Raw genomic sequence first — 23,830 nt, forward strand, 5'->3', positions numbered from 1 at the left:
TCAGTTCTTGGCTGCTCAGTGCGGCTGCTTCTTGCTGACCGCGCGGTTCACGGCGAACGCGCCGACCATGGCCACGGCCAGGCCCGCGAGGGCGAAGCCGGCGTCGACGCGCTTCCACCAGAACTTGTGCGGAGCCATCGGCTCGTTGTCGAGCATCGTCTCAAGGAGGTCGGTGCCGCCGATGTCGAGCAGGGTGAACACATAGCCGTTGGCGACACCCAGGTACGCGCCGAGCGCGGCCAGGACGGCGGCCCAGACGGCCGGTCCCGCTTCGCGGCCGCCGGTGCGACCGGTCACCACGCCCACGACCACCGCGAGCACCGCGGCACAGGCCAGATAGCTGACCTGGAGCCCCACCCGCGAGAGGTCCTCGTGGGCGGCGAACAGGATGCCCGCGTAGGCGAGGCCGAGGCCCATCGAGATGATCAGGCCGAGGAAGAAGGCCCTGCCCGGCTGCGCGCCACCGGGCGGCGGGAAGCCGGGGGCGTAGGGGTAGCCGTGCGGCATCGGCTGCTGCGGAGGGTAGGGGGCCATGTTCGGGCCCGGGCCCGGATAGCCGTATCCCGGCTGCTGCGGCGGCTGGCCGTACTGCGGCTGCTGACCGTACTGCGGTGGCTGTGGCTGCCAGGGATGGCTCATGGGTCCCCCGATGGTGGATGCGTTCGCTGCACATGGGTGCGGGAGCGGTCAAGGTACCAAGGGGTCCGCGCGGCCACGGAGTCCGAGCGGGGCGAGCCACAGGATGGGCACAGGAGCGCAACGGGACTGCTACGGGTGCGACCTCCCACGGATTTCCGGGAGCGACCGGGTAGCCTGCCCGGGGCTCTTCGCCTTTCAATCACCTGTTCGCGCCGTCCGCTTCGCGTCAATCGTGCGAACTGTGCGAACTGTCGGAAATTCAGTACTCGGGGGATCAGTACATGCGTGTTCGTCGCACCGTCGGCGCCGCCGCTCTCGCCATCGCCGCCGTCGCCGTGCTCTCCGGTTGCACCGACGACCCGGAGGACAAGGCCTTCGGCGGCGGCGACGCGCCCGCGCCACCGACCATGCCGACCATGCCGAACCCGTCGCTGTCGCCGCCGCCCAGCGGGCTGCCCGACACCCCGGGCACGTCGTCGGGCGGCTCCAGCGAGTCGGGCGGGCTCAGCTCCGGTGGCTCCAGCGGCTCCGGCGGGCTCACGTCCGGCGGGTCCAGCGGCTCGGGCGGGCTCAGCTCCGGCGGCAGCAGCGGCCAGCCGACGTACGACCCGAACGCCCTGGGCGAGGTGATCGGCCAGAACTGCAGCTACGAGCGCAGCACCGGGCGGATCAACTACGACGTCGACATCCAGAACTCCTCCTCCGACCAGGCCTTCCGGTACTCCTTCTCGGTGGTGTTCAAGGTCGGCCAGTCCGCCGGCTCCGCGACCGCGACCAGGACCATCGCCTACCGGAGCGACACGGCGACCGTCTCGTCGGGCGGCGACCGCACCATCAAGATGCACGCGTCGTACAGCACCAACGACCGCCTCGTCTACTCCTGCCAGGTGACGTCGGCCCGCAAGTACCCGGCGACGCCGTAAGGGCCGATCCGGCGCGGACAGGCCCGCCTTCGCCCCGGATCCGCCCCCGAACCGCCCCGCCGCGCCCCGTCCCCGACCGGCCCCTCGTGTGCAATGGAGAAGCAGGGGGGAGCCGGGTGGGCGGGGCTTGTGGTGGGTGTGGGGCGGTGCGATCCTTGCCGCCATGCCGGTCACTCCCCGCCCACCCGATCACGGATCGGTTCTCGCGGAGGTGAGGAGAGTGCGGCGTGCCGGACTCCTCAGGCTGCGCGAACTCGACGTGCCCGAACTGGTCCGCGTCGGCCGCGAGTTACCCTCGGCCGCCGCGCAGCCGACGGACAGCGGGGCCGTGGAGCGGCTGTTGCGGACCGCCGTCGCCGCGGTCGGCGGCGGCACGCTCCAGGAGGCCGCCGAGTTCACCCTCGGGCTCGCCCAGGGCACCCGGGACTGGCCCGCCTCCTCCCGCCGCAGGCGCGCCGCGCAGGTGTACGGCGTCAGCGTCGAACGCTTCCGCAAACACCACGAGTTGATGGTGCTCGGGCAGATAGCCGAGCGGATCGTCGACATCGCGGCGCGCGGCCCGCAGCCCGCGCCCCCGGTGGCCCCGGGGCAGCCGCGGCCCCTCGGCGAGGCGCCCGCGAAGGGCGAAGGACCGGCCCCCGGGCACGCCTCGGCGGCCACCGCGACCCCTTTCCCGGGGCGACCCACGGCCCCCCTCGCCCTCCCGCCCGCCCACCGCACCGTCCCCGTCCGCCTCGCCCATCGCACGGTCCCCGTCACCGTGCACGTCCACTCGGTGGACCTCCTGCGCGACGTCGACGTCGTCCTCTCGCCGTCCAACACCTACTTCTCGCTGCCCGCCGCCTACAAGTCGTCCGTGGCCGCGACCCTGCGCCGGGCCGGGGCGCGCAGGGACGCGTCGGGGGGACTCGTCGAGGACCGCGTCCACGACGAGTTGGCGCGCTGGGCCGGGCGCCACGCGGCACCCGGGCGGGAGGCGCTGCCCGGCACGGTCGCCGCCACCTCGGCGGGGGCGCTCACCGCGCAGGGCATCCGGCGGATCTACCACGTCGCCGTGGCCGTGCCCCGGCCCGGCACCAACGACTACGACGTCCAGCCCGCCGACCTGACCCGCGGCGTCGCCCGCGCCCTCGCGCTCCTCACGGCCGAGAACGCGCACGCCGAACCGCCGCTCACCTCCGTCTGCCTGCCGCTCCTCGGCGCGGGCCGCGGCGGCCTCTCGCCGCTGGAGAGCTTCTCCGCGCTGTGGGCGGCCGTGGAGGCGGAACTCGTCCGCGGCGCCGAGCTCGACGTGCACTTCGTGGTGCGCAGGCACGCCCGCGCCGACCTCGTCGAACGCCTCCTCGCCGGAGTCGGCGCGGACAGAGCGGACAGAGGCGACGCGGGCGGACCCGGCGGGAGCCGGCCGTGACGTCGTCCGTGGCGAACACGGGACCAGGACCGACCAGCGCGCCCAGGAGCACCGGGGCGAGCCGCAGAAAAGGGGTGGGAGCACCGTGAATCCCTACGTCGTCCTGGCCGCCGCCGCCGCGGCCTGGGACCGCGTCGCCGACCGGCTCACCGGGCCGCCCCGCGACACCCTCACCGGCCTCCTCGCCGTCGTACGCCGCCGGGGCGCGCCGGAGGCCGAACGGCGGGCCGCGGCCGACGAGGCCGCCGCGCTCCTGGTGCGCCACCTCCCGGAGGAGTTCGGCGGCGCGGGACCGCAGGGCCGGTTCGCGGGCGGCGCCCTCGTCGACGCCGACACCCCCGACGCCGCACCGCACCCCTCCTACCAGGGCTTCTCGGCCGAGGACCTCGCCGTCCTGCTGACCGACGGGCACCGCATGGTCGGGCCGGTGCTCGGACCCGTACGGGAACGGCTGCTCGCCGCGCCCGCCTGGGACGCGGACGCCCTGACGCGGCTCGGCGGCGCCCCCGACCAGCCAGGACTCATCAGGCTCCCCGGCGCGGGCGGGCGGCCACGGCTGCCCCGGTTCCAGTTCACCGCCGCCGGGGCGGCCCGGCCCGTCGTCATCGAGGTCAACACCCACCTCGCGGCCGACCGGGACCCGTGGGGCGCCGCCGACTGGTGGCTGTCGGAGAACGCCTGGCTCGGCGCCCGGCCCGCCCGGCTCCTCGGCACCGACCGGGACCGCCAACTCGCCGACACCGCGCGGCTCTTGATGGAGGAGGGGTAGACGTGCCGAACTACCGCCCCCCGGAGCGGCCGCAGGGCACGCCCACCAAGGCGACGCTGCCGCGCGGCACCACCCTGTACCGCGTGCACGCGGGCCACCGCGACGCCGCCGCCTTCAACCCGAGACCCGCCCACTGCCTGTACGGCGGCGGCCGGTTCGACGGCACGTCCTGCGACCCGTACCCCTACCTCTACGCGGGCATCGGCACGGCCGCCGCCGTCTGCGAGACCCTGCTGCGCTCGCTGCCCTTCGACCCGGACGGCGGGCCCCGCCTGCTGCCCCGGGTGAGCGTCGAGCACCGGCGCCTGAGCACCCTGCGGCTCGCCGCCGACACCGACGTCGTCTCCCTCACCACCGCGCGCGATCTCGCCGCCGTGCACCAGGACAGCTGGCTGGTGCACACCGAGGCGAGCGAGTACGCGTACACCCGTGACTGGGCGCACTGGATCCGCGGCCGCACGGGCCCCTGGGCCAAGGGTCTGGTCTGGGCCTCCAAGCGGGAGCCCGGCGACCGCGCGGTGGTCCTCTTCGGCGACCGCTGCCCGCCGGGGACCGTCGAGGTCGTCGAGGACGGCGTCGTGGACTTCGGCACGGAGGACGGCCAGGAGTGGCTCGACGCCCTCCTGGAGCCGTACTTCGTCCGGATCGCGCCCTGAGCCGCGCGCCGTCCGGCTTCCCGAGCCGTCCCGCTCCCCCTCTTCCCGCCCTCTTCCCTCCCTCTTCCCGCGAAGGGCCGTACCCGTGTCCCCTGACGACGCCGCAGCGCCCGCATCCCCCGCAGCCATCGACGAGCTGTACGCCCAGCGTGACGAGCTCCGGGGGATCCTCGCCGCACCCGGCCCGGACGGCCCGGGCGCGCCCGAACTGCACGCCCGCATAGGGTTCGTGAGCTACCAGGCCTTCCGCGCGGGTGAGCGCCCGGACGACCTGCGCCGGGCCGACGAGGCGTTCGAGGTGGCCTTCGGCGGCGCGGCGCCGGTCCGGACGCCGCCCAGCGATCCGGTCCACTTCGGGCTGTGGCGGGCCGCGTACGCCCAGGTCGCGCTGTTCCAGTACCTGGCGGACCCGCGGCGGCCCGTCCTCGAAGAGGCGCTGCGGCGCTACGACGAAGCGGTCCGGTGCGCGGACCTCGACACCGACGTGCGGGCCGAACTGAGCGCGGACCAGGGCGCCTTGTACGCGGAGCGGTCCATGCGGCACGGCGGCGGGCCCGCCGACGCGGCGACGGCCGCCGCGCACTACGGGGCCGCGCTGGAGACGGCCCCCGCGGGCAGTGACCTGCCGCACCTGCGGTGCAGCAGAGGGATCGCGCTGATGGAGTCCGCGTGGCAGACCCAGGACCGCGCCGGACTCACGGCGGCCAGAGAGGAGTTGGAGCGCGCCCTGCACGAGGCGGGGCAGCGGCCCGGTGCCGCGCCCGAGTGGGCCCGGGAGGCCGCGATCCGGGCCGCGTTCATCCGCGTCATCATCTGGAGCAACTTCCAGGACCAGGCCCAGTCCGTCGCCGCCGAGACCGACGTGCTCGCGCTGCTCGCCGACCCGGAGACCGAGAAGGCGATGAACCCGGTCCAGCTCGACGGCTTCGGACGGGTGCTGTACGAGCGGGCCACCCTCCGCGGCGACGGCGAGGTCCGTGACCGCGGCATCGGACTCATCCGGCGCGCGGTCGGTGAATGGCAGGAGGAGCGGCACGGCAGGATCGCCGCGCCCGCGTTCTTCCTGGCCATGTTCCAGCAGTCGCGCTTCTGGGACGACAGGGACCCGGAGCGCGTCCACGACGTGGCGAGGGCCGCGCGGCTCCTGGTCGCCGACCCCCTCGACGACGAACTGGGGAACAGGGCGCGGGAGGCGGGGAAGGTGTGGGCCGGCTGGGCCCGGTTCATGTGCGCCGAACTCGGCGTCGACCCGGGGCCCGACGCCGGTCCCGAGGGGCCCGCCGGGGACGAGCTCGGGCTGCGCGAGGTCATCCTGGGATTCATGAACTCGCTTGCGGCGGGGCGTACTTACATCGACCACAGCCGGAGCGTCGAGGGGTTCCCCGGCATGTCGGCGGGCCGCACCGGCATGGAGGAGGTGCCCGACCGCTTCGACCGGGGGTTCGCGGCCTGGAGCCGGACGGAGTCCGAGGAGTCGCGCGCCCGGACGGCCCTGGAGCTCCTGCAGTACTTCGCGGTGCTCGACCCGCACGCCCCGTACCCCACCGCACGGCAGAAGTACGCCCTCATCGACTGCGTCCTCGCCTTCCGCCCCGACGACCCCGAGTGGCAGCGCAGGGCCCACGCCGTCGTCGGCAACGTACGGCTGCGGGACGCCATGGCGGGCGCCGACGACGCCATCGACGAGGTCATCGACCACTTCGTCCGGGCCGGTACGCACCCCGGCGGCGCGGCCGACGAGGAGCAGCGCCACCTCGTGAACCTCGGCCGCATGCAGGCACTCGGCCAGCGCGGGCGGTCCGCGGGAACCGCCGACGACCGGGAGGAGGCCCGCGCCGCGTGGGCGGAGCTGCGCGACAGCCCGCACATCGCCGAGCACACCCGCCGCCTCGTCGGCGCCCAGCACTCCGCGGTCGACGCCCAGGAGGCCGTCGACCGCGGCGACCTGCGCGCGGCGGACCGGCACATCGGCGAAGTGGCGCAGGTCTACCGCGGGCTGGCGGACGACGACCCCGTGCGCGCCGAGATCGGCACGCTGATCGAGAACGCCCTCATGGCCAGGGACGCGCTCGCCGCCGCACTCGGCGCCCCCGCCGCGCCCCGGCCGGTCGCGCGACGGTCGGCGGACCGGCTCCGCGTCGAGGCCCGGCGGCTGACCCGCGACCGCCGGGCCTGGGTCCTCGGCGACCAGGGCCTCATCCGCTTCGCCCGCGCCACCGACCCCTGGGACGAGGCGGCGGCCCGGGAGGCGATGGAGCTGCTGGGGGAGGCGTACGACCTGGCCCCGGAGGGCGCCGACGACCAACTGCGGTACGGCGCGGGCCTGGGCGTCTGTCACTGCACGCACGCCGAGCAGCAGCGCGACCCGGCCGCCCGCACCGAGGGCGTCGCGCGCGGCCTCGACCTCCTGGAGCGGACCCTGCGCGGCTGCGGCGGCCCCGAGCACCGCCTCTACGCCTCCACCGGCCTCGCGCTCGGCCGCGCCTACCGCACCCGGGGCGACGCCCGCCGGGGCGATCGCGAGGCGGGCCGCCGCACCGGACTCGACGCGCTGCGCGGCCACGCCTGGGCGGCGCTCCTGCAGTCCGGCACCGGCCACGCCGCGCAGGCCGCCGCGCAGGCCACCGACGCCGCGCTCGAAGTCGCGGGCTGGTGCCTGCGCGACAACGCCCCGCAGGAGGCGGTGCAGGCGCTCGACGCCTGCCGCGGCCTGGTCCTGCACGCGGCCACCACGTCGAGCACCGTGCCCGAACGACTCGTCGCCGCCGGCCACGGCGAACTGGCCCGGGAGTGGCGGGAGTCCGGGGCGGACGCGGCACTCGACCCGGCCGCCGCCGCGCCCACCGTGCCCAGCTCCCTGCGCCGCCGCGTCCTCGCCGCCCTCACCGGATCCGACGGCGCCCAGGACCGCCTCCTCGACCCGCCCACGACGGCCGAGATCGCGGCGGCGCTGCGCACCCAGGGCAAGGACGCCCTGGTCTACCTGGTGCCCGCGTCCGACGACGTCGGCGGCACCGCCGTCGTCGTCACCTCCCGCGCCGACGTGCACGCCGTGCCGCTGCCCCGGCTCACCGAGGACGCGGCGCCCCTGCGCGCGTACCGGCCGGACGCCGTCGCCGCCCGCGACCTCGGCCCCGTGCCCGGCGCGGCACCGGACCACCGCCCGCCGCCCCTGCGCGCCCAGCTCGACCGGCTCTGCGGCTGGGCCTGGTACGCCGGGGTCAAGCCGCTGTTCGACACCCTCGCCACGGCCACGGGGCGCGGCCCGCGCCTGGTGCTCGTGCCGATGGGCACCCTCGGCCTCGTGCCCTGGCACGCGGCGTGGACCGAAGGGCCCGAGGGCCGCCGCCGGTACGCGCTCGCCGAGGCGGAGATCTCCTACGCCGCGTCGGCGCGGCTGCTCTGCGAGGTCGCCGCCCGCCCCGCCGCCCCGCACACGGGCGCCGCCCTGGTCGTCGGCGACCCCACCGGCGACCTGCGGTACGCGGGCGAGGAGGCGGACGCCGTGCAGCGCGTCTTCTACCCGCGCGGCCAGTTCCTCGGGCGCCGCGCGGGCGGGGAAGGCACCGGTCCTGGGACGCCCCGCGAGGTGGTGTCCTGGCTGACGCGCGACGGCGGCGACGACGGCGCCGTCCTGCACCTCGCCTGCCACGCCGCCGTCACGCCCAGCGCCCGCCGCAGCTCCCACCTGAGCCTGCACGGCGGCGAGTTGTCGGCCGAGGAGCTCACCGAGGCGGTGGGCGCGGGCCGACGGGGGCGGCTCGGCCTCGTCCTGCTCGCGGCCTGCCGCAGCCATGTGTCCGGGCACGGCCACAACGAGGCGTACAGCCTCGCGACCGCGTTCCTGGTGGCGGGCGCGCGGTCCGTCGTGGGCTCGCTGTGGCCGGTGCCCGACGACGCCACGTCGGTCCTGATGTTCATGGCCCACCACTACCTGCGGGCCGAGGGCGAGCCGCCCGCGCGGGCCCTGCGCCGCGCCCAGCTGTGGATGGTCGACCCGCACCGGGTCCTGCCGCCCACGCTGCCCGCGTCCCTCGCGTTCCGGGCCCGCCGCATCGACCCGGACGACCTGAGCGCGTGGGCGGGGTTCACGCACCTGGGCCAGTAGCCGCCAGTGCCGTCAGCAGCCGTCAGCAGCCGTCAGTAGCCCTCGGGAACGACCGTGCGCAGGCTGATCGTGCGGGCGGTCCAGCGGCCGGGGGAGCCCGGGGCGACGCCCCCGAGGTCGCGGCTGCCGACGGCCGCCTCGGGCGGGTCGAGCCGCAGCGCCCCGGTGCCGAAGCCGACGGCGTCGTCCCGCGCCCCCGATCGGTCCGCGTCCCACGCGGGCAGGTGGAACGGCACCGTGTTCAGCTCGCCCTCGGCGACGACGAGCTTCAGCCAGTCGCGCGCCGACGCCCCCGGCACGGCGGGCCGCGACGCGGGCAGGTACAGCTGCACGGGGTCGCCGTCCAGCGCGTGGCCGGTGCGGCCGGGGCCGATGAACCGGCCGGGGAACAGCGCGGAGTGGCTGCCGTAGCTGTCGGTGAGGTCGAGCAGCAGGCACCACAGGGTGCGTCCGGGGGAGCGGTTGTGCAGCCGGATCGACACCCACGGCTCGCGCGGCTCCGCCCCTTCGGGACCGTACGCGCAGACGATCTCCCCGCTGCCGTCCGGCACGAGCACCTGTCCCGGCGGGGCGCCCCACGGCGCGATCTCCACCTGGACCAGGTTGTCCAGGACCGAGGGGCGCGGCGCCAGATCGCGGATCTGGTGCCAGCGGGTGAGGTGCGAGAGGCAGTCCACGAGGCGCGGTACGTCACCGGGTCCCGCGAGGGGCAGCGGGGCGGTGAAGGGGGTGCCGTCGCGCCGCAGGACATGGGCGAGGCCGTCTCGGGGCTCCACGTGGAAGTGGAGGTCGGCGGGGGTGTTGGTCAGGCGGAGCAAGGGGGAGGGGCCGTTGCCGGGGCCGGAGGTGGCGAGGGCGTTCCTGAAGTCGGCTTCGAGGGGCGGGGGTTGGAGAGCGGGGACTGGGCCGCCGGGAGGTTGCGCTCCGCCGGACGGCCCACTCGTGTGCGGCCCGCCCGGTTCCGCCCCGAAGCTCACCGTGGAGGGCGCCAGCGCCAGCGCGGACAGGGCCACCGGATACACCTGCCCGGCGTCGGGCTCCCACCCCAGCGGATCCACGAGCGCCCGGTCGGCGAACACCTCCCGCGCCCGCACCACCCGCCCCCGCACGGAACCGTCAGCCGCACCCTCTCCATCCCCGCCGCCCCCGACGGCCTCAGGTGCTTCCCCTTCACCTCCCGCATCCCCTCCGTCCCCCACCACCCGGAACTCCGTCCCGGACGCCCCCTCCCCGTCCCGCAGGCCGTGCCCCGTACCGCAGTCGACCTCCCACCCCCGCGCGCCGCACCGCAGCAGATACGGGCCCGGCGCGCGGGCCACGGCCCCGCCCAGGAACGGCAGGTCGGCGACGCCCCCGGGAGCCGCCGGATACAGGACCGGCTGCTGGCCGACGCCGCCGCGCTGCACCCGTGCGTCCGCCGCGGCGAGGAGGTTCCGGTACGTCGCGTCGGGCCCCGCGTCCCGGACCGCGCCGAGGAGCGCGTACGTGAACGCTCCGTGCGGCCGGTCGCCGAACCACCCCTCGTACGACAGCTGGTCGAGCCGGCTCGCGGCGAGCAGGACGTGCCGCCCGGCGTCGTCGCGTACCGGCACGTCCCGCCCTCCGGCAGCGCGCGGCTCACGCGGGCGCCACGGCTCCGCGCCGGGCGACGCCTCCGCGGGGGGCGCGAACCGGGCGGTGAGGCCCTCCGGTTCCCGTGTCGCGCCGCCCGAGAAACAGCAGTCGAGGACGGCGGCCACGTGTGCGCCGCGCGCGGCGACCGCGTCGAGCAGCGCGCCGAGGCGCTTGTCGGGCAGCGGCCCGTCCGTGCACAGCAGGGCCTGGTTGCGGCCGGTCGGCTCGACGAGCAGGTCGGCGCCGGTGGCCCAGGTGTGCGTGCCGTGACCGGAGAACCAGAACAGCGCCGTGTCGCCGGGCCCCGCCGCGCCCAGGAAGCGGCGGATGCCGTCCTCGACCACGGCCACGGTCACCTCGCCGTCGCACACCACGGCGGTCCTCGCCGCGCCGTTCGTGCGCCGCGTGAGCAGCTCACGGGCGGCGGTGACGTCGTTGACGCAGCCGCGCAGGGGCCTGGCGAGCCGCGGATCGTAGGCGTTGACGCCCGCGAGGAACGCGAAGATCGAACCCATGCCGGGAGTCTGCCAGCCCGGCTGCGCGCGGCACACCCTTCAACTGGGCGCCCCCTGACCGCCTTTGGGTCCAACTCGGGTCGCGCACTGGCTTGAACTCGATCACCCCTGTGATCACCCGGCTACGAAGTGTCGCCCTCTGTGGCTAGAGTTGCTTGGCAGTTCGCGATAGCTATGCGATGTGGCTTGCGATGTGGCTTTGGTCGCCGCGGGGGTGGGACTGGTGCTGTCAGGATCCGGTGGTGCGGCTTCGGCGGGGAGGCCGGGCGGCGCGTCGGGGCTGCCGGATGTGCTCGGCGGCGTGCGGGACGCCGCCGCCGACGTGGCCACGGAGTTCTCGTCGTTCGTCCGGTTCCAGGAGCGCGTGGACGAGCTGATCCGGAACCTCGAGGGATCCCCGGCGGGGCCGGGCGAGGTGGGACAAGAGCCGCTGGCACGGGGCCAGTTCGGCGGCGGCGACGGGGCGTGGGCGGAGGCGTCCGGCGTCTTCGGCGCCTACGAGACCGTGATCTCCGAGCTGGAGAACCTGTCCAAACTCCTCTCCGACTCCATCGAGGGCATGGGCATCGCGGTCCTCGCCTCGCACAAGGGCTATCGGAACGTCGACGACGACGTTCGCGATCGCATGGCGGAGATCAGCGCGGGGATCGCGGAGCGGTACGGGGCCGATGGCGCCGGTGGCAGGGAGGTCCCGGGCCGCGCGGACCGGCGAGGGCCGTCGGACGGGGCGGGCGACGCGGGAGGGACCATCTGATGGGCGGCAGAGGAAGCGGCGGGGGCGGCACCTCTTTCGAGTCCATGAGCCACGAGCAGATGCTGGCGTGGCTGGACCAGGCGAACAGCGGCGTGGTCCAGGCGGCCGCCGACCGGCTCGTCGCCGCGGCCACGGAGATCCGCAAGATCGCGGACGAGCTGAAGGTGCGGCCGCAGTGGGTGCGGTGGAAGGGCGAGGGCGCGACGGCGTTCCGTACGTGGAGCGCGGACCTGGCCAACTCCACCCACCGTCTGGGCGACTTCAGCGAGGACTCCGCGAAGTGGCTCACCCGCGCCTCGGAGGCGATCGCCACCGCGCAGGCGTCGATCCCCCGTGACAAGGCCGGCGCCGAGGGCAACGTGAAGGCGGCGCAGTCGTCCCCCAACGACCCGGACGCGCGCGCGGTGGGCGCGAAGTCGGCGGGCGAGCTGGCGCGGCTCGAGGCGGCCGAGGAGAAGGTGCGGCAGGAGGCCGCGGCGGAGATGCGCAAGTTGGGACAGGCGTATCGGTTGTCGGCGGAGCAGTTGGAGGGGTTGGAGAGGCCTCGGTTTCGGCCATTGCCGGGGGACATGGTGCCGTTGGCCCCGGACCGGGGGCGCCACGACACTCCCGCGGGAGCGTCGCCCCACGGAGGCGCCCCTGCTGGCTCTGGAGCGCCCCCGGGCGGGCTGGCGATCCCGTCGTCCGGCGGAACGGATCATCCACGGGCCGAAGGCGGCGGCCCCGGAGGTGGAGGTGCGGGGCATGACACGCCGGACCAGGCGCGGCGGCCGCCTCTCCCGTCGGCCCCTGGCCCCGTGCCTGTCGAGCCTGTCGGCGTCGAGATCGACGGCGTGGGGCAGTCGCTGCCCCAGGCGCCCCCGGCGAATCCTGAGGTCCCGCCGAGCGGAGTCCGGCTCGACGGCGGCACAGCGCAGCCCGTGAGCACAATTCCGCCGGTTCCTGGCCGTGTTCCGAGGCCGCCTGCGAGCCCGTCGAAGCTGCCGGGCCCGCGGCGAACGGAATCCGGCAGGCGTACGTCCGCACCGCCGAGTACCGGGCGGACGGAACCTGCTCCTGGGCGTGTGCCCGGTGTCGGCCCACTCCCGCCGTCGGCGTCTCCGAACCCGACGGGCCCCGCACGGCCGGTGGTGGGCACGCCTTCCCCGGCGTCCGGGAATCCGGCCCCTGGACGTCCGCAGGGCCGTGACGGAATCGTCGGTGGCCGTCCCGTTCCGGCGGGCCCCGGCGGACCGTCGGGCGGGCTGCCACGAGGGACGGTCCTGGGCGGCCCGACTGCCGGTACCGGCACGGGAGGTCCCGGTGCCGGGCGGGGCGCGGCCATGCCGGGGCAACGGCCGATGGGTGCGCCCAACGGCATTGTGGGCGGGCAGCCGAGGCGGCAGGGACGTACGGGCGGTGCTCAGGGGCCTCCGCAGGGCGGTACGGCGCCGAGGGGTTCCCGGCCGCCCGGCTCGCGAGGCGACGACGAACGGCGCGACCGGCCCGACCACCTCACCGAGGACCAGGACACCTGGCGGCAGGACGGCCGCCGGGTCGTACCTCCCGTCATCGACTGATCCCGCACCGAGAGACCGAGACATCATGAGGAAGCAGATGCCTGTCCGCGGGCTGTGCGGTGGGCGACTCCGGAGCATCATCACCGGTGCCGTGAGCCTGCTGCTGGTCGGCTCCGCCGCCGCTCCCGCGCACGCGGAGCCTGTACCCGGCAAGCAGTGGCACCTCGGCGCGATGAAGGCCGAGCAGATGTGGCAGACCAGCAAGGGGAAGGGGCTCACGGTCGCCGTCATCGACACCGGAGTGGACCCGGAAAGCCCCGGCTTGGAGGGCAGGGTCCTCGACGGGAAGGACTTCGCGCCCTCCAGCCGCGCGGGCGACGAGCACACGGACTACGACGGGCACGGCACGGCGATGGCCGGACTCATCGCCGGTTCGGGGGAGTACGGCGGCGGGAACGGCGCCTTCGGGCTCGCACCCGGTGCCGACATCCTGCCGGTGCGGATGCCCGACACCAAGGACGTCAGCCCGTTCGAAGTGCCCACGTACTTCAGCAAGGGCATCCGCTACGCAGCCGACTCCGGCGCCCGGATCATCAACGTCTCCATGGGCGGCGGCATGGACAGCGCAGAGCTGACGAAGGCGGTCGAGTACGCCCTCTACAAGGGGGCGTTGGTACTCGCCGGGACGGGCAACGACGCCGAGAAGAAGCAGGGCGTCGCCTACCCCGCCGCCACGCCTGGTGTCGTCGGTGTGGCGGCAGTGGGCAAGAACCTCCGGCGGGCATCGTGGTCCCAGCGCGGTCCGCAGGTGGACATCGCCGCGCCGGGCGACGAGATCCACGCGCTGTGCCGGAACGGCAAAGGCACATGCGAAGGCCACGGCACCAGCGACGCCACCGCCCTCGCCTCCGCCAGCGCCGCGTTGATCTGGTCCAAGCACCCGGACTGGACGAACAACCAGGTCCTTCGGGTCATGCTCAACACCATCGGCGGCCCCACGGACGGCGCGAAGCGCAACGACTCCATCGGGTACGGCATCGTGCGCCCCCGGGTCGCCCTGGAGAAGCCGGGCGACCCCGGCCCCGCCGACGAGTACCCCCTCCCGGACCTGAAGAAGCCCTCCCCACCTGCCCCTTCGTCCCCCGAAGCGGAGACCCCCGACGATCGGCGGACCCCAGCCGCAGCCCCGGCAGCCGCCGAGGACGGGGGCGGCGGAACAAACACCACGACGTGGATCGTGACGGGCGTGGGCGCCGCGGCGTTGATCGGTGGGGCGGCCGCCGCCATGGCCGTCCGCAGGCGCAGATCCGTCGCGCACGCGCACGTCACAGGGAGACCGTGAGATGACATGGGACGAGTGGGAGCAACTGAAGGCCGCGGCCGCGCGGAGGCACGCGGACCGCACCCGCCTCAACAGCGTGACGCAGCCCGGCACGGCGGCGGACCTCGTCGTCCATGACGACGAGCTGGGCGCGCTCGGCGGCATCGCGTACAGGCTGCGCGACCGCCTCCGCAAGGACTCCGACCACGCCCGCGAGGCCACCTTCGGCGCCGCCGTCGAACTGTCCAACGAAGGGCTCGGCATGGGCACCGCGCTCACCGAGCTGCACGACGCCTGGAACTCCAAGTCGAGGACCCTCGTGGACGCGTGCGGTCACATCTCCAACCACTTGGACTTCACCCGAGCACAGCACAGGAAGGACGACGACAAGGTCGCCACGTCCGTCTCGGCGTCGGTCATCTACACGTACATGAAGTGACGGGGCGGGGATGAGGACGGGCACGGGCACGGGTACGGGTACGGGTACAGGGGCGAGGACTTGCTGACCGTTCAGGACCTTCTCGGGCTGCGTCTCGGCAAGCTGGCCTCCGCCGTCGACGACTGGGAGGTGATGGCGCGGCGCCTGGGCGAGCTGGCCGGCGGCGGGGGCGGCGGCGACAGCGCGGCCCTGCTCAAGCGCAGGGCGGAGCTGGCCGACTGGAAGGGCGTGAACGCCACCGTGGGCAAGGCGTTCGTGGTCAGGACGGCATCCGAGTTCGACGACGCCGTCACCTCCGCGCGGAGCGTCCTCGCGGTCCTGCAGGGCGCGCACAAGGCGTTCGCCCACCACAAGGACGAGATGGAACGGGTGGCGGACAGCGCCGCGAAGCGCAACATCCGCATCACGCCCGAGGGCGGGGCGGAGGCCCGCTCTCCGGGGGACGCGGCCAAGGACGGCGCTCCCACGCAGATGGACCTGATCGCGACCATGCGGGACGCAACGCACATCCTCCAGGAGGCGGACGAGACGGACCGCATCGCCGAACGGGCCCTGCGGGCGCTGGCACGCGGCACACACGACTTCTCCGACGTCCGCGTGGACAGCCTCGACCACGCGAAGGACCTCCAGGGCCGGGCGGACGCGGACCGCTGGGCCAAGGAGATCGCCAAGGGCGGCGTCGCCGACTGGAGCGAAGCGAAGCTCAAACGCTTCAACGACGACCTCGCCCGCTACCGCGACACCCCCGCCTTCGCCGCGCGCCTCGCCACCGAGCTGGGCGCCGAGGGCACCCTCCGCTTCTGGCGCGACCTCGCCCACCCCGCCGACACGTTGGGCGCGGTGGATCGCGAACGCGCCGAGATCCTCGGCGGCGTACAGGAGAACCTGAGCCTCACGCTGGCCGCGGCGACCAGGGTCGACAGCCCGGCGATGGAGGCCTGGAAGAAGGACCTGATCGAGGCCGGAGGCCAACGCCTTCCCACCGCACCGGGAGCCGCCGCGGGCGCCTCGCCGTACGGGTTCGACGTCATGTCGAGCCTGATGCTGAAGGGGAAGTTCGACACGAAGTTCCTTCAGGACTACGGCGGCGCACTGCTGGAGCACGAGAAGGAACTCTCCCCCTTCGAGCCGCGCCCGCCCGCGAGCCGCTTCAACCACCTCCCCGGCGACGCCCCCGGCGACGCCGTCTCCGGCTTCATGGAGTCCCTCGGCCACAACCCCGAGGCATCCCTCCAGTTCTTCCACAGCGGCCCTGACGCCCAGAGCCACTGGGACTACCTCGTCGGCCACGGCGAGGGCTCCCGCAACAGCCTCTACGACGCCGCCGCACCGCTGCTCGGCAGCGACCTCCGCAACCAGTACGAAACCAGCCTCGGCCACGCCCTCGAATCGGCAGCCAACCAGACCCCCTACGACGCCGAAGCCTCCCCACGCCCCCACTCGGACGCCAGCGCGTCCTTCGTCAACCGCCTCGTGGACTACTACGGAAGCAATCCGCAGCACCTGGAGGACTCGAAGCTGCGGGGCAGCATGGGGAACATCACGGCGGAGTACATGAGGGACTTCCAGGACGGGATGAACGGGCCGCGGGAGCTGAAGACGTACGGCAGCAATGCGAACATCGGCAACCTTCCCATGGCCACTGTGCGAGATTTCCTGGGGACGGTGGGCACGGACCCCGGAGCCTATGGCGCCATCCTCAACGCCCAGCAGTCCACCACGACCCAGCTCGTTCACGAGACGTTCCAGAACCCCGATGGTCTTTCTGAGGAGACGGTCAAGAGCGATGTGAGTAACAAGGTTTCCCCAGGCGCCGACATCGCCGGAATCATGGCCGAAGCGCGGACGCGAGCTGTTTACGATGAACGAATCGCGGCTGACGAGGAGTTCAACAGCAGCGTCGATACGGCGGGAAAGTGGGCGGAACGCGCCATCAAGATCGGGGCCAGTGAGATTCCGTATGCAGGCGAAGCCGTTGGTTGGATCGCTGAGGACGCGCGGGAGAGCGTTGTCGACAAGTACAGCAGAGATTCCAGCGAAGACGCGATGAAGGAGAGGCAGAACCTCCTGGACGAGCAGTTCTTGCAGTCTGCTGATGCCACGTACGACGCTGTGCACAGCGCAGCGAGGCAGCAGGGGCAGAGTTCCGCTGACGCAGACGTCGTGGCGGACTCTGCACGGCAAAGAGCCAAACTGCACTACGGACTTGCGAGTCAGAGTGAAGGTGGAGCGGGTTGATGCCCGGGACCGTAGCGCCGAAGCGCAAGAGGAATCTCTGGACGGCCGTTGCTGTGGCCCTGGTGACTGCTGCTGGTGTAGCTGTCTGGCAGCTGTGGCCTGCCAGTGACCCCGCCATTGCCGTGCCAGATCGCGTGTGCGGGAGAACGCTGCCCGGGCATCTGGTAGCTGACTTCCTGCCAGAGGCAGGGGAGCAGTACTGGGAGAACGTCGGGGATGAGTTTGGAGTTCCTTACACTGGACCAACTCCAGAATGCATTCTCTCCGCTGGTGGTCGGCGAGTGATGGTGGAGTACAACAAGTTCTTGGACACAGGAAGGTACAAGGCTCGTCACGATGCTGAAGACAAAGTCGAGCGCATCGCGAACAACCCGGGAAGCGTCCCGCTGCGGCTCGGCGAAGCTCGGGGATACGTCTCGAAGCACGTCGCCATTCTGCGCCTGAACTGTCCCATGCAGGGTGCCCCAGGAACGATCACAGCGAGCGTGTTCGGCATAAGCGGCTTCCCTCCAGGCAGGTCTGATGAGAAGGCCTTCGCCGAATTGACCGCAGAGACCCTCCGTGTGGCCGCCCGGGACGTGTACAAGTGCGCTAGCAGCTCAGCCCTTCCGACCGGCTCGCCGAGCCTCGGCCAACCGCGAGCCGGGTGACGGCAGGGGCACGGCGAGGGGGTCCCGATGAGGCATCCCTCGCCGCGCCCATACGTTCCCAGGACTGCCCTCAGCTACCGGAGCAGTACTGCTGCTCCTTCCCAATGGACCGATACATGCAATCCGCGTTCTCCAGAAGCTGGAGCACAGCGTCCCGGTTCCGGGACGTCTCGCGTTCGATGACCTCGTCGGGCGGATAGAACCCGCCGCCACCGGCAGACCGCGGGTACATCTCGAAGGTGTAGCCGAAGATCTTCTGGTTGCCCCACAGCCAGTCGTCGATGGAGCCGTCGGTGATGTAGAGGTCGCTGGACTGTTCGGGGGTGTAGCCGTTGCTCGCGCCCATCTTACGGCCCACCGCGGCGAAGGCGTCGCGGTCGTCCTGGGTGAGGCCGGGGGCCGTGTCGGCGGTGGTGTAGCCGTAGGGCCACAGGATCAGTTCGCTGTACGTGTGGAAGTCGATGCCGGCCTTGATCTGCTGCTTGCCGCCGACGACCCGGCTGCGTACGAAGTCCGCGACGACCTTGACCTCGGGGGCCGACTCGGCGCGCGGGCCGCGGTAGGTCTCGGAGCCGGTGGAGCCGGAGGAACCGCCGCAGCAGCCCCACTTGAAGTTCCAGTTGCGGTTCATGTCGGTGCCGACGTTGGCCGAACCGGCGTTGGGCTGGCGGTTCTTGCGCCAGCTCCGGTAGGACCCGCTGGCGATGTCGTACTCGCCGCCGTCGGGGTTGAGGTCCGGCACGATCCAGATCTCGCGGGAGTCGACGATCTTCTTGACGCGGTCGTCGGCGGAGTAGCCGGCGCCCAGCTCGCGCATCAGGTAGAGGGCCATCTCCACCGTGAGGTGCTCACGGGCGTGCTGGTGGTGGGTGAAGAGGACCTCGGGCTCGGTCTCGTCCGTGCCGACGTTGTCGCTGATCTTGATGGCGACGATGTCGCGGCCCTGGTGCGTCTTGCCGATGACGCGCTTGCTCATCAGGTTCGGGTACTGCTGGAGCCGCTGGTCGATCTCCGCGTTCATCTCGGCGTAGTTGTGGTAGCGGGAGTCGGCGGGCGGGAAGTCCCGTACCTCGGCGCGCTTGCCGTCGGTGCGGGCGGGCGGCGCGGGCAGGACCTTGAGTGTGTACCCGAGGGCGCGCAGCTTTCTGGCCTGGGCGGCGTCCGCGGTGACGACGACCGCGTGGTCGTCGGCCTCGTCGATGGACACGCCGGTGGCGGCGACCGCCGTGCGCGCGGCGGTCGTCGAGGGGCCGGGGATGGAGTACTGGCGTACGTCCTCGTCGGCCGCGGTGGCGGCGGCCGCCTTCCTGGCGGAGGGCGAGGAGGAGTCGGACGCGTTGGCGCTGAGGGGCGCCGCGACCGCGAGGGCCAGCATGGCCGCGAGGGCCGCTGATCTCTTTCCGCGTATGCGAAGTCGCATGTGTGCTCCTGTGGGGGTGGGGGGTCGAGCCGTGCGACGTGCGGGCGTGCGGCCCCATGGTCGCGGCGTGGCATGCTCCGGTCAATGGCCCCTTTGAGCCGTCCCGACGTACCTCTTGTGCACCAGGAGTCTTTGCGCTTTCTTGATCGCATGGCTGAAATCACGGGTGGCGAGGTCGGTGAGAACGGCGGAGCGGGCGCGTCCGGGGCCAAGGTCCCGCTGCGCAAACCCAGCTGGAAGTACGTGGGTCCGGGCATCGTCGTCGCCGCGACCGGCGTCGGAGCGGGCGACCTCGTCGCCACCCTGATCGCGGGCAGCAAGTTCGGCTACACCCTGCTGTGGGCGGCGATCATCGGCTGTCTGGTCAAGATCTCCCTCGCGGAGGCCACCGGCCGCTGGCATCTGGCCACCGGCCGCACCCTCTTCGAGGGCTGGCGCAGCCTCGGCCAATGGACGACGTACTACTTCGGCGTCTACGTCATCGTGTGGGGCTTCGTGTACGGCGCCACGGCGATGTCGTCCAGCGCGCTGCCGCTGGTCGCGCTCTTCCCGGACGGCCCAGGCCTGAAGACCTGGGCGGTCATCTGCGGGCTGCTCGGCCTGGCCTTCGTGTGGTTCAACCGGTACGCCGTCTTCGAGAAGGTCATGACGGTCGTGATCGGGATGAAGTTCCTGGTCGTCGTGTACGTCGCGATCAGGGTCGCCCCCGACATCGGCAACGCGTTCGCGGGCCTCGCGCCGGTCCTGCCGGACGGCTCCATCCTCTACACCCTCGGCCTGATCGGCGGCGTCGGCGGCACGATCACGATGGCGGCGTACGGATACTGGGTGAACTCCAAGGGCTGGACCGACATCACCTGGATCCGGGTGATGCGCCTGGACAACCGCGTCGCGTACGTCACCACCGGCATCTTCGTCGTCGCCATGCTCATCATCGGCGCGGAGCTCCTGCACTCCTCGCACATCGCGCTGACCTCGGGCGACAAGGGCCTGATCCAGCTCGGCGACGTCCTGGAGGACCGCTTCGGCGCGGTCACCGCGAACCTGTTCCTCATCGGCTTCTTCGCGACGTCGTTCGGCGCGCTGATGGGCGTGTGGCACGGGGTCAGCCTGATGTTCGCGGACTTCGTGGAGCGGTTCCTGCGGGAGCGGGGGTCGGGGGACGGCGCCGCGGCGTCCGGCGGCGCCAAGGAGGCTGCCGCCGCTGACACGGGCGCCGCCGACACGGGCGCCGCCGACACAGGCGTCGCCGCCGAGAGCGACATGGTCAAGGAGGTCGCCGAGGGCAAGCGCGAGAAGTCCCTCCCGTTCCGCGCCTACCTCCTCTGGCTCACCTTCCCGCCCATGGGCCTGCTCTTCCTCGACGAGCCCTTCGGCCTGGTGGTGGCGTACGGCGTGCTCGGCGCGTTCTTCATGCCCTTCCTCGCCCTCACCCTGCTCTGGCTCCTCAACACCTCGCGCACGCCCGCCCCGTGGCGCAACAGCTGGCTGAGCAACGGCATGCTGACGATCGCGGGCCTGCTGTTCCTGGTGCTGTGCGTGAAGCAGGTCATCGACGTGGACTGGGAACGCCTCTTCTGACGCGTACGAGATCCCGTACGCGTCCCCGTACACGCCCCGGTACACGCTCCCGTACAAGACAGCAGCGCCGCCGGGGGAGCGGCGGCGCTGCGGAGGGAGGGGGCTGACGTAGGGCAGGAGGCCTACGGGAGCCCGTGGACGTGCGGACCCACGGCGTTGGACCACGCGTTGCCGTTGGCCGCGTCCCAGTTGGTCGACCAGGTCATCGCGCCCCGGATGCCGGGGTAGGTCTTGGACGGCTTGAAGGAGCCGCAGTTGGTGCCCCTGGCGAGGCAGTCGAGGGCGTTGTTGACGACGGACGGGGCGACGTAGCCCGAACCGGCGCCGCGCGTCGACGCGGGGGTGCCGATGCCGACCTGGGACGGCGCGAGCCCGCCCTCCAACTGGATGCAGGCGAGGGCGGTCAGGAAGTCCACGGACCCCTGGCTGTACACCTTGCCGTCGCACCCGAGCATCGAACCGCTGTTGTAGTACTGCATGTTGACGACCGTGAGGATGTCCTTCACGTTCAGGGCCGTCTTGAAGTACTCGTTGTTCTTGTTCTGCATGTCGATGGTCTGCGGCGCCATGGTGAGCACGAACCCGGGACCCGCCTTCTGCCCCAGCGACTTCAACGCCTGCGTCATGTACGTGGAGTTGAGCCCGTTCTCCAGGTCGATGTCGACGCCGTCGAACCCGTACTCCCGCATGAGGGAGTGGACGGAGTTCGCGAAGTTCGTCGCGGCGGCGGAGCTGTTCACCGCGACGGCGCCGCGCTCACCGCCGACCGAGATGATGACGGACTTGCCCGCCGCCTTCTTCGCCTTGATGTCGGCCTTGAACTGGTCGACGGTGTACCCGCCGAGCCCGGCCGAGTCCAGGTTGAAGGTCACCTGCCCCGGCGTCCCGGTGGCGTCGGCGAAGGCGACGGCGATGATGTCGTACTGGTTCTGCACCTGGCTGAGCTTCTGCACGGTGGCGCCGTTGTTGAAGTTCTGCCAGTAGCCGGTGACGGCGTGCTTGGGCACGGCCTTGGCCCCGGCGGCTGCCTGCGCCCCGGCCGCGGCCCGGGTGCCGCTGTCCTGCGCGCCCGGCGACGCGTCGGCGCTCGCGGTGCCACCGGTCGCGAGCCCGGCGATCGCAAGCCCGAGCGCGGCGAGCCCACCGACGAGGGCGCTCCTTCTGCTGCGTGCGCGGTCCATCTTCTGCCTCCGTGGGGGGAGTCGGGAAGGAGGTACGAAAACGGTGGCCACCGCTGCTGCTTGGTCGTACAACGTGGTCCAGACCAATGGGGTTGTCAAGAGTTCTCGCGTGACCGGGAGCGCTCCGGGAACTCCCGTGCGCACACGCAACACGACAACCCGGAGGTGAACAGTGCGAAGTTGGGTGTTAGCCGAGCCTCCGCGTGGATATGGTGCACAGTCAGAGGCGCACGTGAACGCTGGCGTGCGGACGGGAGCGTGAGGACTCGGAGCCGGGGGTGTGCGCATGCCGACCGCGATAGCCGTCACCAGCCCCGAGCTGGTGCTGCCCTCGCCCGACCGGCACACCCCGACCGCCGCCGTCCTGCAGAGCGCCGTGCAGGCCGCGCGGGCGCACGCGGGCAAGGGGTACGCCGCCAAGTCGGCGGCCACGAAGGCCTCCACGGGGAAGGGGTCCGCGGAGCAGTCGCTGGACCAGGCCCTCACCGAGATGCACACCCTCATCGAGCACCACGGCTACGTGATCGTGCTCTGCCCGTCCTCCGCGCCGCCCGCCGTCCTGCACCGCCTGCACGCCATCCGGTCCGTCCTTGAGAGCGACCGCATCGCGCTCGTGCGCAGCGACCTGCCGCCCCTCGGGCTCTCCGTCCTCGCGCTCCAGCTGCGGCAGTTGTCGATATGCGACTTCAGCCCGGGCGTGCTCGCCTGCGCCGCCCGGCTGCTCAGCCACTACATCTACGCGGGCGCGCTCCTCGGCTCCGTCGCCAAGCTCGACCGGGTGCCGGTGACGCTGCGGTCGCACACCAAGTCATGGGTTCCGGGCGCCCAGTTCGCGGTACTCGCCGCGCCGCGGCCCGAGCTGGTGAAGGTGGGCGGCGACGGGCTCCCCGCCGGGCCCGCGTTCAGCACGAAGCTCCTGTACGCGGCCGGGCAGCTCGCCCCCGACTGGGTCGTGGACACGCTCGCGCCCGCCTGGAACGTCCAGGGCTGCGCCGACGTGGAGCTGCCCGGGGACTCGCCCCGCTGGTGGGCCACCGGCAAGCTCGTCGAGTTCGCCGCGGCCATCCCGGACATCTCCGTGCTCTACCAACTGGTGTCGTCCGTGCGGAGGGAGGACTGCCACTGGTGCGGTCTCGAACTCATCGGGGACCGCTGCGCCTTCTGCGCCGCGCCGATGCCACCGGCCGTACCCGAACCGACGGTGCACGCCCTGCCCCGCGGCGGGACCTAACGCCGCACCCGCGCGCGTACGCACGCGTACGACACCCACGCACCACCCCGCTCACTGTCCGTAGCCACACGCACTCGCTGCACGAACGAGGTAGGTAGTCCGGTCCATGAACTCACGCCAGCGCCGAGGCGTCATCCTGCTGGTCCTGTCGGTCCTGTGCGCGCTCGGCGCGTTCGCCGGGGTGCTCTCGGTGATCCGCGACGTGAACTCCAAGGTCGGGCCCGAGGTCGAGGCGTACGAGCTGAAGAGGGACATCGCGCCGTACAAGGAGCTGGAGCCGGACCAGTTCAAGAAGGTCGAGATGCCCGAGCGGTGGCTGTCCGACAACGCCGTGACCAACCTGCGGGAGATCCGCGGGAAGATCGCCGTCACACAGCTGCAGAAGGGCTCGCTGCTGCAGACCGACATGATCGTGAAGCGGCCTCAACTGGAGCCGGGGCAGCAGGAGATCGCGATCATGATCGACGCGGCGACGGGCGTGGCGGGGAAGATCACGCCCGGTTCCACCGTCAACATCTACGCCACCTTCAAGGCCGAGAGCGAACGCGGCAAGGACCAGTCGAAGGTCATCGTGGAGGGCGCCAGGGTCATCGACGTCGGGAAGCTGACCGCCCTCGACGGCGACCGCGACGACCGCAGCCGCCGCCGCGACGACGAAGCCGTGCCCATCACGTTCGCCCTCGACACGCGGGACGCCCAACGCGTCGCGTACGCCGAGTCGTTCGCCTCCCACGTGCGGCTCGCCCTGGTCGGGCAGGGGGGCGAGGCCGACGTGCCGCGCGGGGACCGTACGTACACCCTGGACGAGGACAAGTAAGGGGAGCAGGCCTATGTACGTTCCCTCTCAGCGCACCCGCTGGGTCCGGCCCCGGGGAGGCCGC

The 23,830-nt window shown here is 72.7% G+C and carries 17 protein-coding genes; 13 read left to right on the forward strand and 4 right to left on the reverse strand.

The window, feature by feature from the left end:
• Window positions 1-15: 15 nt before the first annotated feature.
• Window positions 16-639, reverse strand: a complete 624-nt coding sequence (locus tag AB6L24_RS30460; protein WP_405660563.1) for a hypothetical protein — start codon at window positions 637-639, stop codon at window positions 16-18.
• 281 nt (window positions 640-920) lie between these two features.
• On the opposite strand from AB6L24_RS30460, the gene AB6L24_RS30465 reads away from it, so the two are divergent.
• The 5 genes from AB6L24_RS30465 to AB6L24_RS30485 all read left to right on the forward strand — a co-directional run bounded on the left by AB6L24_RS30465 (window position 921) and on the right by AB6L24_RS30485 (window position 8,506).
• A complete protein-coding gene (locus AB6L24_RS30465) occupies window positions 921-1,562 on the forward strand; it encodes a hypothetical protein (RefSeq protein WP_405660566.1) in 642 nt (213 codons plus the stop codon).
• A 163-nt stretch (window positions 1,563-1,725) separates the two neighbouring features.
• Complete coding sequence (locus AB6L24_RS30470; protein WP_405660568.1) at window positions 1,726-2,973, forward strand: hypothetical protein; 1,248 nt, start codon at window positions 1,726-1,728, stop codon at window positions 2,971-2,973.
• Between the two features lie 85 nt (window positions 2,974-3,058).
• Complete coding sequence (locus AB6L24_RS30475) at window positions 3,059-3,742, forward strand: hypothetical protein (RefSeq protein ID WP_405660570.1); 684 nt, start codon at window positions 3,059-3,061, stop codon at window positions 3,740-3,742.
• Window positions 3,743-3,744: 2 nt separating this feature from the next.
• A complete protein-coding gene (locus AB6L24_RS30480; protein ID WP_405660572.1) occupies window positions 3,745-4,398 on the forward strand; it encodes an RES family NAD+ phosphorylase in 654 nt (217 codons plus the stop codon).
• Between the two features lie 85 nt (window positions 4,399-4,483).
• Window positions 4,484-8,506, forward strand: coding sequence for a CHAT domain-containing protein (locus tag AB6L24_RS30485; protein ID WP_405660575.1), 4,023 nt, complete (start codon window positions 4,484-4,486; stop codon window positions 8,504-8,506).
• A 32-nt stretch (window positions 8,507-8,538) separates the two neighbouring features.
• Here the strand turns inward: AB6L24_RS30485 and AB6L24_RS30490 are convergent, their stop codons facing one another.
• Complete coding sequence (locus tag AB6L24_RS30490) at window positions 8,539-10,635, reverse strand: caspase domain-containing protein (protein ID WP_405660577.1); 2,097 nt, start codon at window positions 10,633-10,635, stop codon at window positions 8,539-8,541.
• 223 nt (window positions 10,636-10,858) lie between these two features.
• On the opposite strand from AB6L24_RS30490, the gene AB6L24_RS30495 reads away from it, so the two are divergent.
• The 5 genes from AB6L24_RS30495 to AB6L24_RS30515 all read left to right on the forward strand — a co-directional run bounded on the left by AB6L24_RS30495 (window position 10,859) and on the right by AB6L24_RS30515 (window position 17,536).
• Window positions 10,859-11,389 carry a hypothetical protein gene (locus AB6L24_RS30495; RefSeq protein ID WP_405660579.1) on the forward strand — a complete coding sequence of 177 codons (531 nt, stop codon included), beginning with the start codon at window positions 10,859-10,861 and terminating at the stop codon, window positions 11,387-11,389.
• A 1,650-nt stretch (window positions 11,390-13,039) separates the two neighbouring features.
• Entirely contained in the window at window positions 13,040-14,230 is a 1,191-nt protein-coding gene (gene mycP / locus AB6L24_RS30500) for a type VII secretion-associated serine protease mycosin (RefSeq protein WP_405660580.1), read from the forward strand.
• A 1-nt stretch (window position 14,231) separates the two neighbouring features.
• Window positions 14,232-14,648 carry a hypothetical protein gene (locus AB6L24_RS30505; RefSeq protein WP_405660583.1) on the forward strand — a complete coding sequence of 139 codons (417 nt, stop codon included), beginning with the start codon at window positions 14,232-14,234 and terminating at the stop codon, window positions 14,646-14,648.
• Between the two features lie 60 nt (window positions 14,649-14,708).
• The gene (locus AB6L24_RS30510; RefSeq protein WP_405660585.1) at window positions 14,709-16,886 is read left to right on the forward strand and encodes a hypothetical protein; all 2,178 of its coding nucleotides are present in this window, start codon (window positions 14,709-14,711) and stop codon (window positions 16,884-16,886) included.
• Complete coding sequence (locus tag AB6L24_RS30515) at window positions 16,886-17,536, forward strand: hypothetical protein (RefSeq protein WP_405660587.1); 651 nt, start codon at window positions 16,886-16,888, stop codon at window positions 17,534-17,536. The genes AB6L24_RS30510 and AB6L24_RS30515 overlap by 1 nt, the downstream gene beginning before the upstream one ends.
• A gap of 70 nt (window positions 17,537-17,606) precedes the next feature.
• Here AB6L24_RS30515 and AB6L24_RS30520 read toward each other — a convergent pair whose 3' ends face one another.
• A complete protein-coding gene (locus AB6L24_RS30520) occupies window positions 17,607-18,956 on the reverse strand; it encodes a M14 family metallopeptidase (protein WP_405660589.1) in 1,350 nt (449 codons plus the stop codon).
• A gap of 150 nt (window positions 18,957-19,106) precedes the next feature.
• On the opposite strand from AB6L24_RS30520, the gene AB6L24_RS30525 reads away from it, so the two are divergent.
• Window positions 19,107-20,537, forward strand: coding sequence for an Nramp family divalent metal transporter (locus AB6L24_RS30525; protein ID WP_405660592.1), 1,431 nt, complete (start codon window positions 19,107-19,109; stop codon window positions 20,535-20,537).
• Between the two features lie 122 nt (window positions 20,538-20,659).
• Here the strand turns inward: AB6L24_RS30525 and AB6L24_RS30530 are convergent, their stop codons facing one another.
• Window positions 20,660-21,718: a chitinase gene (locus AB6L24_RS30530; RefSeq protein WP_405660593.1), complete on the reverse strand. Its 1,059-nt coding sequence runs from the start codon at window positions 21,716-21,718 to the stop codon at window positions 20,660-20,662.
• A gap of 286 nt (window positions 21,719-22,004) precedes the next feature.
• Here AB6L24_RS30530 and AB6L24_RS30535 point away from each other — a divergent pair, with 286 nt between their 5' ends.
• Entirely contained in the window at window positions 22,005-22,949 is a 945-nt protein-coding gene (locus AB6L24_RS30535; protein WP_405660595.1) for a hypothetical protein, read from the forward strand.
• A gap of 106 nt (window positions 22,950-23,055) precedes the next feature.
• Window positions 23,056-23,766, forward strand: coding sequence for a Flp pilus assembly protein CpaB (cpaB, locus tag AB6L24_RS30540; RefSeq protein WP_405660597.1), 711 nt, complete (start codon window positions 23,056-23,058; stop codon window positions 23,764-23,766).
• Window positions 23,767-23,830: the final 64 nt, after the last annotated feature.

Source organism: Streptomyces sp. RK9, assembly GCF_045070545.1.
Lineage (GTDB): Bacteria > Actinomycetota > Actinomycetes > Streptomycetales > Streptomycetaceae > Streptomyces > Streptomyces alboflavus.